14 protein-coding genes are annotated in these 14,658 nt (G+C 71.9%); 11 read left to right on the top strand and 3 right to left on the bottom strand.

From position 1 onward, the window contains the following. The coding region (locus ABZ464_RS51195; RefSeq protein WP_359289740.1) for an AMP-binding protein at nucleotides 1–821 on the bottom strand (821 nt) is incomplete at its 3' end. Between the two features lie 233 nt (nucleotides 822–1,054). Here ABZ464_RS51195 and ABZ464_RS51190 point away from each other — a divergent pair. Genes ABZ464_RS51190 through ABZ464_RS51175 form a run of 4 tightly spaced genes read left to right on the top strand, consistent with a single transcriptional unit; the run spans nucleotide 1,055 to nucleotide 6,019 of the window. After that, a complete protein-coding gene (locus tag ABZ464_RS51190; RefSeq protein WP_359289738.1) occupies nucleotides 1,055–1,780 on the top strand; it encodes an enoyl-CoA hydratase-related protein in 726 nt (241 codons plus the stop codon). Then, a complete protein-coding gene (locus ABZ464_RS51185) occupies nucleotides 1,777–2,835 on the top strand; it encodes an alcohol dehydrogenase catalytic domain-containing protein (RefSeq protein WP_359289736.1) in 1,059 nt (352 codons plus the stop codon). The genes ABZ464_RS51190 and ABZ464_RS51185 overlap by 4 nt, the downstream gene beginning before the upstream one ends. A gap of 2 nt (nucleotides 2,836–2,837) precedes the next feature. Then, the gene (locus tag ABZ464_RS51180; RefSeq protein WP_359289734.1) at nucleotides 2,838–4,016 is read left to right on the top strand and encodes an acyl-CoA dehydrogenase family protein; all 1,179 of its coding nucleotides are present in this window, start codon (nucleotides 2,838–2,840) and stop codon (nucleotides 4,014–4,016) included. Beyond that, a complete protein-coding gene (locus tag ABZ464_RS51175) occupies nucleotides 4,013–6,019 on the top strand; it encodes a dehydrogenase E1 component subunit alpha/beta (protein WP_359289732.1) in 2,007 nt (668 codons plus the stop codon). Before ABZ464_RS51180 ends, ABZ464_RS51175 begins: the two co-directional genes overlap by 4 nt. A 174-nt stretch (nucleotides 6,020–6,193) precedes the next feature. On the opposite strand, the gene ABZ464_RS51170 is transcribed toward ABZ464_RS51175, so the two are convergent. Then, nucleotides 6,194–7,861: an NAD(P)/FAD-dependent oxidoreductase gene (locus tag ABZ464_RS51170; RefSeq protein ID WP_359289730.1), complete on the bottom strand. Its 1,668-nt coding sequence runs from the start codon at nucleotides 7,859–7,861 to the stop codon at nucleotides 6,194–6,196. Between the two features lie 214 nt (nucleotides 7,862–8,075). Here ABZ464_RS51170 and ABZ464_RS51165 point away from each other — a divergent pair, with 214 nt between their 5' ends. From ABZ464_RS51165 to ABZ464_RS51145, 5 genes are read left to right on the top strand one after another with little or no spacing between them, the layout of a single operon-like run. Continuing rightward, the gene (locus ABZ464_RS51165) at nucleotides 8,076–8,831 is read left to right on the top strand and encodes an SDR family NAD(P)-dependent oxidoreductase (RefSeq protein WP_359289728.1); all 756 of its coding nucleotides are present in this window, start codon (nucleotides 8,076–8,078) and stop codon (nucleotides 8,829–8,831) included. Nucleotides 8,832–8,865: 34 nt separating this feature from the next. After that, nucleotides 8,866–10,071, top strand: a complete 1,206-nt coding sequence (locus tag ABZ464_RS51160; protein WP_359289726.1) for an FAD-dependent oxidoreductase — start codon at nucleotides 8,866–8,868, stop codon at nucleotides 10,069–10,071. Between the two features lie 22 nt (nucleotides 10,072–10,093). Continuing rightward, on the top strand, nucleotides 10,094–10,288 hold the full coding sequence (locus tag ABZ464_RS51155) for a ferredoxin (protein ID WP_359289724.1): 195 nt from the start codon (nucleotides 10,094–10,096) through the stop codon (nucleotides 10,286–10,288). 34 nt (nucleotides 10,289–10,322) lie between these two features. Continuing rightward, on the top strand, nucleotides 10,323–11,264 hold the full coding sequence (locus tag ABZ464_RS51150) for an SDR family NAD(P)-dependent oxidoreductase (protein ID WP_359289722.1): 942 nt from the start codon (nucleotides 10,323–10,325) through the stop codon (nucleotides 11,262–11,264). After that, nucleotides 11,261–12,475 (top strand): cytochrome P450, encoded by a 1,215-nt coding sequence (locus ABZ464_RS51145; RefSeq protein ID WP_359289720.1) that lies wholly within the window; start codon nucleotides 11,261–11,263, stop codon nucleotides 12,473–12,475. The genes ABZ464_RS51150 and ABZ464_RS51145 overlap by 4 nt, the downstream gene beginning before the upstream one ends. Nucleotides 12,476–12,479: 4 nt before the next feature. Here the strand turns inward: ABZ464_RS51145 and ABZ464_RS51140 are convergent, their stop codons facing one another. Then, entirely contained in the window at nucleotides 12,480–13,172 is a 693-nt protein-coding gene (locus ABZ464_RS51140; RefSeq protein WP_359289718.1) for a DinB family protein, read from the bottom strand. Between the two features lie 202 nt (nucleotides 13,173–13,374). Here ABZ464_RS51140 and ABZ464_RS51135 point away from each other — a divergent pair, with 202 nt between their 5' ends. Then, on the top strand, nucleotides 13,375–14,346 hold the full coding sequence (locus ABZ464_RS51135; protein WP_359289717.1) for a fumarylacetoacetate hydrolase family protein: 972 nt from the start codon (nucleotides 13,375–13,377) through the stop codon (nucleotides 14,344–14,346). Between the two features lie 40 nt (nucleotides 14,347–14,386). Continuing rightward, a partial coding sequence (locus ABZ464_RS51130) for a CoA-transferase (protein WP_359289715.1) occupies nucleotides 14,387–14,658 on the top strand: 272 nt, incomplete at its 3' end.

The raw sequence follows: 14,658 nt of genomic DNA, 5'->3' as shown, positions 1-14,658 counted from the left end.
GTGTCGTACGACTCCCGGTCCGGGACCTCCAGGACCGCGTTGACCATGGCGGGCGCGAGCCACGCGTTGGTGACCCCGTGCTCCTGGATCGCCCGCAGGGCGCCCTCCGGGTCGAACTTCCGCTGGAGCACCACGCCGCCGCCCGCGTACAGGACGCCGAGGGCCGGCATGTCCAGGCCGCCGACGTGGTAGAGCGGGCCGCAGACCAGCGTGGTGTCGGCCGCGGTCAGGCCGAAGTGCACGAGGTGGGCGAGGTTCTTCGCCTGCAGATTGGCGTAGGTGATGCACACGCCCTTGGGGCGTGAGGTGGTGCCCGAGGTGTACATCAGCCGCTGCAGATCACCCGGCTCGACCTCCACCGGCTCGACCCGCGCCCCCTCGTGCCGGGCCAACAGCTCCTCGTACCCGGTCCACGTGCCCTCGGCCGTACCGTCCACCAGGATCCGCTGCTCCAGCCCGTCGAGCCGTGCGGCGATACGGTCCACGGCCCGCAGGAACTCGGGCTCGGTCACCACGGTCTTCACGCGCGCATGTCCGAGGATGTACTGCCATTCCTCTTCCGACAGCCGGTAGTTCAACGGCAGGAACACCGCACCGATCCGGTTGACGGCATACACCAGCTCCAGGAACTCCGGCCGGTTGTACAGCAGCAGCCCGACGACGTCCCCGCGCCGTACGCCCAGGTCCGTCAGGCCCGCTGCCAGCCGGTTCACCCGTCGATGCAGGTCCCGGACGGTCAGTCGGCGGTCGTCCTGGGCGATCGCGACGGCCTCGGGCCGCTGGCGGAAGTGGTAATCGAGGATGCTCGAGAAATTGTGCACGGCGACTCTCTCGGCTCGGCGGCCGGGAATGTCCCGACCGGTCGGTTGCCCGCTCCCAAGATTTAGTGTACCTCTTGGTCTATAAAACTTGATCGCACTTTACGACGACACGCACGCGTCGACAACCGTTCCCGACCTCGGGATTCACCGCTCCGGGACAGGAGGGCCTCGTGCCACGCATCCGCAGGGAAAGCGAAGGGGCAGTGGTCACGCTGCGTCTGCACAATCCACCGATGAACGCCTTCGACGACGCACAGCGCGACGAACTGGCCGCATGTGTGCGCGAGCTCGCCGACGACCGGGACGTGCGGGCCGTCGTGCTGTACGGCGGCGAGCGGCTGTTCGCGGCGGGCGCCGACATCAAGGCGCTGGCCGCGATGGAGCCCGAGGAGGTGCGGGGCTGGAACCGGGCCCTGCAGCGGACGTTCGACGAGGTGGCGCGGCTGCCCGTGCCGGTCGTCGCGGCGATCACCGGCTACGCCCTCGGGGGAGGGCTGGAGCTGGCCCTCGCGGCCGACTACCGGGTGGCCGCCGACGACGCCCGGCTCGGCCAGCCCGAGGTCCGCCTCGGGATCATGCCGGGCTCCGGCGGCACCCAGCGGCTCACCCGGCTGATCGGCCCCGCACGGGCGAAGAACCTGCTGATGACGGGCCGCGACGTCGACGCGGCCGAGGCGCTGCGCCTCGGCCTGGTGGACGAGGTGGTCCCCGCGGGGGAGGTGCACGAGGCGGCCCTGCGGTACGCCCGCCGGCTCGCCGAGGGCCCCGCGGCCGCCCTGGAGGCGATCAAGGAAGCGGTGGACCACGGCGCCGACGCCGCGCTCTCCACCGGCCTGGCGCTCGAACGGTCCCTGTTCACCGGGGTGTTCGGCACGAACGACGCCGCGTCGGGCCTGCGGGCCTTCCTCGAACGGGGCGCAGCACGCGACGGGGACGACAAGAAGGGACGGACGACGTGAAGGCACTGCGTTGGCACGGCGCGCGCGACCTGCGGCTCGACGAGGTCCCGGAGCCACCGGAACCGGGGCCGCACGAGGCGGTCGTCGAGGTCTCCTGGTGCGGGGTGTGCGGCACCGACCTGCACGAGTACCAGGAGGGCCCGCACATGATCCGGGAGAGCCCGCACCCGCTCACCGGGGCTCGCCCGCCGCTCGCCCTCGGCCATGAACTCAGCGGCACCGTGGTCGCGTTGGGGGCACCGGTGGCGGGCGTCGAACTCGGCGACCGCGTCACCGCCGACCCGGTCTGGCGCTGCGGGACCTGCTTCTGGTGTGTGCGCGGCGATTACCACATCTGCCCGCAGAGCGGCTCGGTGGGTCTCGCCTCGCCCGGGGCGTTCGCCGAGCGGGTGACCGTGCCGATCGCCGGACTGACCCGGCTGCCGGACGGGGTCACGGACGAGATGGCCGCGCTCGCCGAACCGCTCGCGGTCGGCCTGCACGCCGTGACCCGCGCCGGGGTGGGCCCCGGCGACCACGTCCTGGTCGTCGGCGGCGGTCCCATCGGCTTCGCCGTCGTCCTGGCCGCCCGGCTGGCGGGCGCCGCCGGCCTGTATGTGAGCGAACCGCTGAAGGAACGCCGCGAGAAGCTGCTGGCGATCGGCGTCACCGAGGCCTTCGACCCACGGGAGACGGACGTACGGCGCGAGGTGTTCGTGCGCACCGGGCGCATCGGCCCGGACGCCGTCATCGACGCGACCGGTGTGCCGGCCCTCGCCCGGGACGCCGTGGCCACCGTCCGGCGCGGCGGCCGGGTCGTGCTGGCGGGCGTCGGACACGGCGACGTCTCGTTCGACCTGGGACAACTGGTCTTCTACGAGCGGACCGTGCTCGGCACGCTCGGCTACCGGCACGACATCCCCCGGGTCGTCGATCTGATGAGCACCGGGCGCCTGGACGCCTCCCCCCTGCTCACCGGACGGTTCGCGCTGTCCGACGGGGTGGAGGTCTTCGCCGACCTGGCCGGCCGCAGGGCCGACCAGCTGAAGGTTCTGCTGACCCCGAAGGGACTGTGACCATGGATTTCGATCTGCCCGAGGAGACGCGGGCGCTCCAGGAGATGGTGCGCGACTTCGCGGCCCGCGAGATCACCCCGCACGCCGCCGCGTGGTCGGAGAACGAGGAGTTCCCCACCCACATCTTCACCAAGCTCGGCGAACTCGGCCTGATGGGCATGCTCGTGCCCGAGGAGTACGACGGCGCGGGCGCCGACACCGTGACGTACGTGGCCGTGATGGAGGAACTCGGCGCCGCCGACCAGTCGGTGGCCTCCTCCTGGAACGCGCACTCCACCATCGCCACCCTGCCGCTGCTCGCCTACGGCACCGAGGAGCAGAAGCGGCGCTGGCTGGCCCCGCTGGCGAGGGGCGAGGCCATCGGCGCGTTCGGCCTGACCGAGCCCGAGGCCGGCTCCGACGCGGCCGGCATCACCACCACGGCCCGCCGTGCCGACGGCGGCTGGGTGATCAACGGCACCAAGATGTTCATCACCAACGCCGGCACCGACATCAGCCAGGGCGTCACCGTGCTCGCCGTGACCGGCCGCGACGACGACGGCCGCAAGCGGTACGCCACCTTCTACGTCCCGACCGACACCCCCGGCTACGCCTGCGGGCGCAAGCTGAAGAAGCTCGGCTGGCACGCGATGGACACCCGGGAACTGGTCTTCACCGACTGCTTCGTCCCCGACGACCATCTCATCGGCGACGAGGGCGGCGGTCTGCGCCAGTTCCTGTCGGTGCTCGACAAGGGGCGGATCAGCGTCGCCGCGCTGGGACTGTCCCTGGCGAAGGCGGCCCTCGCCCTGGCGGTGCAACACGCCACGGAACGCGAGCAGTTCGGCCGTCCTCTGGCGGCGTTCCAGGCGGTCGCCCACAAGATCGCCGACATGGGCACCGAACTGGAGGCCGCTCGCTGGATGGTGTACCGCGCCGCCTGGCTCGCCGACCAGGGCCGCCCGTACAGCACGGAGGCCGCCATGGCGAAGCTCTACGCCTCCGAGGTCGCCAACCGCGCCGCCTCCCAGGCCGTCCAGATCCACGGCGGCTACGGCTATGTCCGTGAGTCGGAGATCTCCCGCTTCTACGCCGACGCCAAGATCCTCGAGATCGGCGAGGGCACGAACGAGATCCAGCGCAATGTGATCGCCCGGGCCCTCGTCGCGCCGCCCGCGGGAGCACCGCGAGGACGCGCATGACCCGGACACCGCACCCCCAGGCCCGGCCGGACGACGGCGCCGACTCCCCGCACGCGAACGGGCTGCTGGAGATGTACCGCAGGATGCGCCGCATCCGGCGGTTCGAGGAGCGGGCCTCCGAGCTGTACAAGGCGACCGAGATCCCCGGCTTCCTGCATCTGTCGATCGGTCAGGAGGCCAGTGCGGTCGGCGCGTGCTGGCCGCTGACCGCCCGTGACGGCATCACCTCCACCCACCGCGGCCACGGCCATGTCCTCGCCAAGGGGCTGGACCCGGCGTCGATGATGGCGGAGCTGATGGGCAAGGAGGCCGGGACCTGCCACGGCCGCGGCGGCTCGATGCACATCGCAGACCCCGGACTGGGCGTCTACGGCGCCAACGGCATCGTCGGCGCCGGGCTCCCGATCGCCACCGGCGTCGCGACGGCCGCCAAGCTGCGCGCCGCCGGTGACGTGGTCGTCGCGTTCTTCGGGGACGGCGCGGTCGCCCAGGGCATGTTCCACGAGGCGGTCAACCTGGCCGCGGTCTGGGACCTCCCGGTCGTCTTCCTCTGCGAGAACAACCACTACTCCGAGTTCTCCCCGGCCTCCGCCCAGCACCGGGCCCCGCTGTCCGCCCGCGCGGCCGGCTACGGCATCGACTACGCGCACGTCGACGGCAACGACGTGCTCGCGGTGGCGGGGCTGATGGGCGACGTCGTGGACCGGCTGCGCGCGGGCGGCGGCCCGGTGCTGGTGGAGGCGGAGACCTACCGCTGGCACGGCCACTACGAGGGCGACCCCGAGCGCTACCGCAGCCCCGAGGAGGTGGCCGCCGCCAAGGAGCGCGACCCGCTGGTCGTCGCCCGCCGGCATCTCACGGCCGCCGGGGTCGACCCGGCACGCGTGGACGCCGTGGACGAGGAGATCCACAAGGAGATCGAGGCGGCGGTGGAGTGGGCCCGCAGCCTGCCCGCGCCCGCCCCGGAGACCTTGTACGACTTCGTCTCCGCCCCGCGCACCCCGGTACCCGAGCCCGCCCCGGCCGCCGGTGACGTCTTCCGCACCATGGACGCCGTACGCCTGGCGCTGGAGCACGAGCTGACGGCCGATCCGTCGGTGTTCGTGGCCGGCATCGACGTCGGCGCCGGCGGCAACGTCTTCGGCCTCACCCGGGGCCTCGCCGAGGCCTTCCCGGGCCGGGTCCGCGACACCCCGATCAGCGAGAGCGCGATCCTCGGGACTGCGGTGGGGGCCGCCATGGCCGGGATGAAGCCGGTCGTGGAGATCATGTACATGGACTTCATCGGCGTCTGCCTGGACATGCTGCTCAACCAGGCCGCGAAGCTCCGTTTCATGACCGGCGGCCGGGCCTCGCTGCCCCTCGTCGTGCGCACCCAGTTCGGCGCGGGCCGCTCCTCCGGCAGCCAGCACTCCCAGAGCCTGGAGGCGCTGCTCGCGCACATCCCCGGCCTGACCGTGGTGATGCCGTCCAACCCGGCCGACACCTACGGCCTGCTGCGCGCCGCGATCCAGGACCCCAACCCGGTGGTCTTCGTGGAGAACCGGCTCCAGTACGGCTTCAAGGGCCCCCGGCCCGCCGACGACCACCTTCTGCCGCTGGGCAGGGCACGTGTCGTGCGCGAGGGAACGGACGTCACCCTCGTCTCCTGGTCCCGGATGGTCCAGGACTGCCTGGCCGCCGCCGAGGTGCTCGCCGCCGAGGGCGTCGGCGTCGAGGTCGTCGACCTGCGCACGATCGTCCCTCTGGACCGGGAGACGGTCCTGGCCTCGCTCGCCAAGACCAACCGCCTCGTCATCGCGCACGAGGCGGTACGGGACTTCGGCGTCGGCGCCGAGCTGTCGGCGCTCGCCGTCGACGAGGGCTTCTGGCACCTGGACGCCCCGGTGACCCGGGTGGCCCCGCCGCCGGTGCCGGCGCCCTACGCGCCGTCGCTGGAGCGGCTGTGGCTGCCGTCGCGGGACACGATCGCCGAGACGGTGCGCAGGATCGCGGCGGTGTGAGCGCCCCCGTCGAGCGGTGACACGTCGATGCCCCGGAACCCGAGGAGGGTTCCGGGGCATCCGCGGTGGGGCTGCCGCCGTCGGTCCGGACTCGTCTGGCAGGACAGGTGGTGGACCGACGGCGGCCCGGCCGCGCCCGTCGGACGGGCGCGGCCGGCGTCAGCGGGTCCGCCGTCAGGCGGGGGTGTCGCCCGCCTTCGAGAAGTCGAACGTGGCGTAGTCGTTCTCCTCGACCTCCCGGATCAGCTCCTGGAGCTTCCAGCGGCCGGTGGGGTTGAGCAGCTGGCTGACGGCCTTCCCGGGGATGTTGGACCCGTAGAAGTAGCTGCTCTTCTGGAAGATCGACATCTGGTCGCTGCTGTTCATCAGGTCCGTCCACTCCTTCTCCGCGGCCGCCTTGACCGCGATGACGTCGTGGCCGTGGTCGCGCGCGTGGAGCAGGGTCCGGTGGACGAACTCCACCTGGTCGCCGGCGTAGCGCGGGTTGTTGCCGAGCGCGCCGTGCGGGCCGCCGGGGAAGAAGAGGTTCGGGAAGCCCGCCGCAGCGACCCCGAGGTAGGTGCGCGGGCCGTCCGCCCAGTACTCCTTCAGCGGCAGGTCGCCGGCTCCCCGCACGCCCAGCCGGTTGAGCGCGCCGGTGCCGAAGTCGTAGCCGGTGCCCCAGATGATGATGTCGAACTCGCGCAGCCCGGCGCCCGTCTCGATCCCGTCCTCGGTGATGCGGACGATGGGATCGTCGAGCAGGGAGACGAGCGAGACGTTGGGCTTGTTGTAGGCCTCGAAGTAGCCGGTGCCGAACGGGGGCCGCCGGGCGCCGTAGCCGCCGTCCTTGGGAACCAGCTTCTCGGCCGTCTCCGGGTCCGTCACGATGCCGCGGATCTTGGCGGCCATGAAGTCGCACCACTCGGCGTTGACGACGGGGTTGTACGTCATGTCGCGGTAGTGCTCGGTCAGCTTGGTGAAGCCGGGGCTGTTCCAGATCCGCTCGTAGAACTCCTGCCGCTCCTCGGCGCTGACGTCCGCCCCGCTCTGCGGGTTGATCTCGTGCAGGAAGCCGCTCGGGGAGGTCTCGAGCGTGGCCCGGATCCGCTCGAAGTCGGCCTTGAGATCCGCCTGTTCCTCGGCCGTGATGGGCCGGTTGTTCAGGGGCGTCACCCAGTCGGCCTTCAGCTGGTAGACCGTCAGGTCGGCGACTTCGTCCGCGATCGCCGGCACGATCTGCACCCCGCTGGACCCGGTGCCGATGAGGGCGACGCGCTTGCCCGTGAAGTCGATCGGCGTCTTGGGCCAGCGGGCCGTGTGGTGCTGGTCCCCGCGGAAGTCCGCGCGTCCCGCGATGTCCGGGACGAACGGCACCGAGAGGACCCCGGTGGCCGCGACGAGGAACCGGGTCCTCAGCGTCCTGCCGTCCTCGGCGGTCACGGTCCAGGTGCCGGAGTCCTCGTCGTAGACCGCCGCGGCGACCCTGGTGCCGAAGAGGATGTCGCTCCGCAGGTCGAAGCGGTCGACGACGTGGTTGAAGTAGCGCTCGATCTCCGGCTGCCCGGCGTAGTGCTCCGTCCACTCCCATTCGTCCCACAGCTCCTGGGAGAACAGGTAGCCGTAGGTGTAGCTCTCGGAGTCGAAGCGGGCCTCGGGGTACCGGTTCCAGTACCAGGTGCCGCCGACGCCGGTGCCGGCCTCCAGCAGCTTGACCGAGAAGCCGGCCTCGCGGGCTCGGTACAGCTGGTGGATGCCGGTGACGCCCGCTCCGACGACGACGAGGTCGAGGAGACCGTCGTCCGTCGTCCGTCGTCCTCCGCTCGCGTCCGCCGTACCGGGTGCCTTCGTCGATTCGCTCATCTGCCCTCCACAGTGACAGGGGGCTGCTCAGCCCGTGTGAGCCGGTTTATTGTTTCGACCGGTCGGTCGATTGAATGCAGCAGAGCGTAGATGAGGGGGTGGATTCGGGCAATGGTGGTGGGCGATCTGCCGACAGGGATTGATTGTACCGACCGTTTGATTTAACTTTCGGCGCAGGGGACGGCGTACCCGCCACGCACAACGAGGAGCGCGCATGTCACTGCAAGGTTCGTCACTGGAGGGAAGGGTCGCCGTCGTCACGGGCGCGGCCCGGGGCATCGGAGCGGCGGTGGCCACCGTGCTCGCCGCGCGCGGTGCCGCGGTCGCGGTGTGGGATCTGAACGCCGAGGGCGCGGAGAAGACCGCGGCGGCGATCCAGGAGACGGGCGGCACGGCGATCGCGGTCGCGGGAGACGCCGCCGAGGCGTCCGCCGTGGCCGCCGCGGCCGCCCGGACCCGCGACGAGCTCGGCCCGGTCTCGATCCTGGTCAACAACGCGGGCATCACCGCGTACCAGCCCTTCACCGGCATCACCGAGGACGTCTGGGACCGCATGATCGGCGTCAACCTCAAGGGCCCGTTCCTGGTCACCAGGGAACTGGTGCCCGGCATGCTCGACGCGGGCTGGGGCCGGATCGTCAACATCTCGTCCTCGTCCGCGCAGACCGGCGCGCCCGCGATGGCCCACTACGCGGCCTCCAAGGGGGGCGTGATCGGTCTGACCAGGGCCCTCGCCGTGGAGTACGCGGACCGGGGGATCACCGTCAACCACGTCCCGCCCGGCTTCATCGACACCCCGCTGGTCCGCGAGGGGCCGGTCGACGTCGACGCCGTCGCGGCCACCATGCCGATGAAACGGGCCGGCCGGCCGGAGGACATCGCGTACGCGGTCGCCTATCTGGCGTCCGAGGAGGCCGGTTACGTCACCGGCCAGACGTTCAGCGTCAACGGCGGCCGCTACCTCGTCTGACCTTCACACACACAAGGCACAACGGAGTCAACGTATGACGATCGAGGGCGGCATCCCGGCGCAGGGCCGGGTCCTGGTGGTGGGCGCCTCCGCGTCCGGCCTCTGCACGGTCGAGTCGCTGCGCCGCAAGGGGTACGCCGGTGAGATCACCGTGGTCGGCGACGAACCGCACGCCCCCTACGACCGGCCCCCGCTGTCCAAGCAGGTGCTGTCCGGGGCGTGGGAGCCCGAACGGGCCACGCTGCGGACACCGGAGGTCCTGGCGGACCTGAAGGCCGATCTCGTCCTGGGTGACGAGGCGGTCGCCCTCGACCCGGCGACCCGCACCGTGCGCACCGCGTCCGGGCGCGAACTCGCGGCGGACGCCGTGGTGATCGCCACCGGGGTACGGGCCCGTACGCTGCCCGGGGCGGCGGACCTGGCCGGAGTCCATGTACTGCGCGCCCTCGACGACGCGCTGGCCCTGCGCAGGGAACTGGTCCCGGGCGCCCGGCTGGTCGTCGTCGGCGAGGGCGTGCTCGGATCCGAGATCGCGGCCACCGCACGCACCCTGGGCCTGGCGGTGACCCTCACAGGACCGCTCGCGGCCCCCATGGCACTCCAGGTCGGCCCGCTGGTCTCCGGACTCCTCGGCGAACTGCATCGCGAGCGCGGAGTGGACCTGCGGCTCGGCACCGGCGTGACCGGCCTGACCGGCGCCGACGGCCGGGTCACCGGCGTGGCGTCGGCCACCGGGGAGACCCTGCCGGCGGACGTCGTGGTCGTCGCCATCGGGGCGGCCCCGGCGACGGACTGGCTCGCGGACAGCGGGCTGCGCCTCGACAACGGAGTGGTCTGCGACTCCCGTTGCCGCGCCGCGGAGGGTGTCTACGCCGTCGGCGACGTCGCCCGCTTCCACCACGAGCCCTACGGCCGTCTCGTCCGGCTGGAGAACCGGACCAACGCCACCGAACAGGCCGCCGCCGTGGCGGGGGCGATCCTCGGCGAGGACCGCCCCTACGCCCCCGTGCCCTACTTCTGGACCGACCAGTTCGACGCGAAGCTCCAGGTGCACGGCCTGCTGCCCGCCGACGCGGACGTCGAGATCGTCGAGGGGGACCTGACGGCCCGGCGCTTCGTCGCCCGCTACACCAGCGCGGGAGCGGTCACCGGCGTCCTCGGCTGGAACATGCCGAAACAGACCCGGCTGCGCCGCCAGGACGTCGTCGACGCGCTGCCCGCGACCGCCCCCGCGCACTGAACGCACCCCGGAAGGAAAACCCATGAGGATCGTCATCGACGAGGAGAAGTGCTGTGCCGCCGGACAGTGCGTCGCGGCCGCCCCCGATGTCTTCGATCAGCGGGACGAGGACGGAATCGTCGTCCTGCTGGACGCGAACCCGCCGGCCGAGCTGACCGACCAGGTGCTCGACGCCGTGTCAGTCTGCCCGGCCCTGGCCATCCGCGTCGAGGCGTGACCACCGCCGCCACCCGTCACGACAGGAGTCATTCATGAGCGAGTTGAGTTTCGAAGGACGCGTCGCCGTCGTCACCGGTGCCGGCCGGGGCATCGGCCGCGCCCACGCCCGCCTCCTCGCGGAGCTGGGCGCGAAGGTCGTCGTCAACGACCTCGGCGGATCGGCGGACGGCGAGGGAGCCGACGCCGGCCCGGCGCAGAAGGTGGTCGACGAGATCACCGCCGCCGGCGGCACCGCCGTCGCCGACACCCACGACGTCTCCACCGAGGAGGGCGGCCGGGCGATCGTCGACACCGCGCTGAACGCCTACGGCCGTATCGACGTCCTCGTCAACAACGCGGGCATCATCAAGTGGGGCGGGCTGCCGGACGTCGACCTGGCCAACCTCGAACGGCATCTCGCCGTCCACCTCCTCGGTTCCTTCACCACCCTGCGCGCGGCCTGGCCGCACTTCGTGGAGCAGGGCTACGGCCGGGTCGTCCTGACCACGTCCGCGGGCGTGTTCGGCCTCGACAACAACCTGTCGTACGCCGCCGCCAAGGGCGGAGTGATCGGGCTCGCCCGCAGCGCGAAGCTCGCCGGGGAGCCGCACGGCATCAAGGTGAACCTGGTCGCCCCGGCCGCCCTGACCCGGATGGGCGGCATCGACGACGAGGAAGCCGCCGAGGCGGCCGCCCAGCAGGCCGGCATGCCCTCGGAGGCGGTGTCGCCGATCGTCGCCGTTCTCGCGCACGAGAGCTGCCCGGTCAGCGGGGAGATCTACGCGGCCGGCGCGGGCCGCTTCGCGCGCTTCTTCATCGGCTCCACCGAGGGCTACGTCCACCGGGACGGCCCCGCCACGGCCGCGGACGTGCTGCGCAACTGGGACGCGATCAACGACGAGAAGGGCTACTACGTCCCGTCGGACCTCATGGCCTGGTCGGGCGCGTTCCTCGGCCACCAGTTCACCAGCCACGACGAGGAGAGCGGTCGATGACCGAGAACATGCCCACGTACCCGTCGCCCCGGGCGGCGTCGTGCCCCTTCGCACCGCCGCCCGGGCTGCTCGACCTGCAGAAGTCGGGCAAGTCCGTGGTGCGGGTGCAGACCTGGGACGGCAGCACGCCCTGGGTGGCCACCACCCACGCGGCCCAGCGCGCGCTGCTCGCCGACCCCCGGCTCAGCGCGAACATCGGCGCGGCCGGATACCCGCACACCACGGCCGCCATGAAGGCGCACGCCGCCGAGATGCAGCCCTCGATCAACAACACCGACGGCGCCGAACACCAGCGCTGGCGCCGGATGCTGACCAGCTCCTTCACCCGCCACCGCATGGAGAAGCTCCGCCCGGAGATCCAGCAGATCACGGACGACCTCATCGACAGGATGCTGGCCGGCCCGAACCCGACCGACCTGAACGAGGCACTGTCCCTCCCGCTGCCGTCGCTGATGATCTGCGCGCTGCTCGGAGTGCCGTACGAGGACCACGACTTCTTCCAGGAGCACGCGGGCGTCACCAACGCCCGCTTCAAGACCCCCGAGGAGGCCGCAGAGTCCACCAGGGAGCTGCGCGCCTACATCGCCGGGCTCATCGAGGCCAAGTCGCAGAACCCCGGTGAGGACGTCCTGTCCGACCTCGCCGAGCGGGTCGCCGAGGGCGACCTCACCATGGAGCAGGCCTGCGGACTCGGGCACATCCTCCTGGTCGCCGGGCACGACACCAGCGCCAACATGATCACCCTGGGCACCGCGCTGCTCCTGCAGAACCCCGACCAGCTGGCCGCGCTGCGCGCGCACGCGGACGACGAGAGGTACGTGGTCAACGCCGTCGAGGAGCTGCTGCGCTACCTCACCATCCCGCATCTGCTGGCGCGCCGCGCGGTCGTCGACGACATCGAGATCGACGGCGAGATCATCCGGGCCGGCGAGGGCGTGATCGCCTCCCTGCCCGCGGCCAACTGGGACCCCGAGGCCTTCCCCGACCCGGCCACCCTCGACCTCACCCGCAAGGCCTCGCACCACATGGCGTTCAGCTGGGGCCCCCACCAGTGCATCGGCCAGCAGCTCGCCCGGATCGAACTCCACGTGGTCTTCAGCACGCTGTTCCGCCGTATCCCGACCCTGCGGCCGGCGGCCGACGTCTCGGAACTGAGGTTCAAGGAGGACTCGCAGGCCTACGGCATCTACGAACTCCCCGTCGCCTGGTAGCCCGTCAGCCCCGGTGCTGCCAGAGGTCGCGGAGCAGCGCGATCTCCGACATGTGGTGGATGAACTCGAGGTTGGCGCCCCAGAGCACGTCCACGAAGGGATCGTCGGGATCGGAGCCGTACGGGTACTGGGAGAAGCCGACCGTGTCGAGCTGCTCGTCGGTGACGCCGCCGACGGCGTCGCGCCAGCGGTCGACCGAGGCCCAGAACCGTTCCAGCGCCAGGGCGGCGTCGGGGGTGAAGTCGACCATCGTCTTCGGGTCCCGGCGCCGTTCGCCGAAGGCCCACTCCCAGCTGCCCGCGAAGCCGTAGTGCAGGTGCCCGAGCCGCCAGGCGATCGTGGTGATCGGCGTCCGGTCGGGCTCCACCGGGCCGGTGTGGGCGAGGACCTCCTCGACCCGCCCGACGCTCACGCTCCAGTCCTCGGCGATCTTGGCGACGGACATACCGCCGACGGCCTGCCGGGCGACCTCGGCGTACTCGCTCGGCGGGATGTCCGGGGCGCCCTGATCGAGCACCCAGTCGCCCGGCCCGAACGCCCGGGGCGTCGTCGCCTCGCCCCGGCGCCGGATCGACCAGCAGTCCGGCACCGGCTCCCAGAGGTACTCCTCGTCGACGAGCCCCGTCAGCCGTACCTGGGCCCTCTCCCTGGCGCAGTCGAACTGGTCGAGCAGCAGGCCCAGACGGTCGGTCCCCATGCACGGCCCCTTTCGCGGGTTGTTCCGCTTCGTCATGTCCACGCGGAGGGTAACGGCCCCGTTCAGGGGACGCGACGGATTTCCCGGCGCCCGCGCCGCTCATCCGCCCCATGGATGTACGGCATAACGAGAATCTATTTCCCAGATCGGGCGGGGTGGCGTGGGATGGGACGACGCCAAGGAAACGAACCCGGAGCCGTCCATGCGTTTCGCCGCCTATGAACACCAGCACCGACGCCGGGTCGCCGTCGTCCAGGAGGACGGGACCCTCCTCCCGGTCCCCGGGGCGCACTCGCTCACCGAGCTGATCGGGTCCGGCGACGGCCTCGACGCGCTGCTCCGCGCCGGCGCCGCCGCCCTGGACGCACCGGCGGGACCGCATGTCTCCGAGGTACGGCTGCTGCCCCCGCTGGAGCCGCCCACCGTGCGGGACTTCGTCACCTTCGAGGAGCACGTCGAGGGCGTACGACGGTCCGTGGACGGCGCCGGGGGAGTGCCCGAGGCCTGGTACGACGCCCCGACCTTCTACTTCACCAACCCCTACGCGGTGATCGGCGCCCACGACGACGTCCCGGTCCCCCCGGGCAGCTCTGTGCTCGACTTCGAGCTGGAGGTCGCCGCCGTCGTCGGCCGAGCCGGACGCGACCTCACCCCCGCCGAGGCCCGCGACCACATCGTCGGCTACACGGTCTTCAACGACTGGTCCGCACGCGATCTGCAGTCCCGCGAGATGCAGGTCCGCCTCGGCCCCTGCAAGGGCAAGGACACCGCCACCACCCTCGGGCCGTACCTGGTCACCGCCGACGAGCTGGAGCCGTACCGGGACGCCGAGGGCTTCCTGCGGCTGGCCCTGACCGCCGCCGTCAACGGCGAGGTCGTCGGCACCGACCTGCTGTCCAACATGAGCTGGACCTTCGAGGAGATGGTCGCCTACGCCTCACGCGGCACCTGGGTGCGCCCCGGCGACGTCCTCGGCTCCGGCACCTGCGGCAACGGCGGCTGCCTCGCCGAACTGTGGGGCGTACGCGGCAAGCGGGACCCGCCGCCGCTCAAGCCCGGCGACATCGTCACCCTCACCGTCGAAGGCATCGGCACCGTCGCCAACACCGTGGTGGCGGGCGCGGAACCCCGACCCCTCCCCTTCGCCCGCCGCCGCCCCAGGGAACGGCCGTGAGCGCACGCCCCGCACGGCCTCCCGCTGAAAGGACCCCCACGTGAACAAGGTCTGTGCGAGCGCCGCGGAGGCGGTCGCCGACATCCCCGACGGCGCGTCGCTGGCCGTCGGCGGCTTCGGTCTCAGCGGCATCCCCGCCGTGCTCGTCCAGGCCCTCCACGCCCGGGGCACGAGCGGCCTGGAGGTCGTGTCGAACAACTGCGGCGTGGACGGGCGTGGCCTGGGCGTCCTCCTCGCCGACGGCCGGATCGCCCGGGTGACGGGCTCCTACGTGGGTGAGAACAGGGAGTTCGCCCGCCAGTACCTGTCGGG

Source organism: Streptomyces sp. NPDC005820 (assembly GCF_040630255.1).
In the GTDB taxonomy this organism is placed as follows: domain Bacteria; phylum Actinomycetota; class Actinomycetes; order Streptomycetales; family Streptomycetaceae; genus Streptomyces.
Note: the sequence above shows the minus strand (reverse complement) of the source record. Positions and strands in the feature narration are given on the sequence as shown.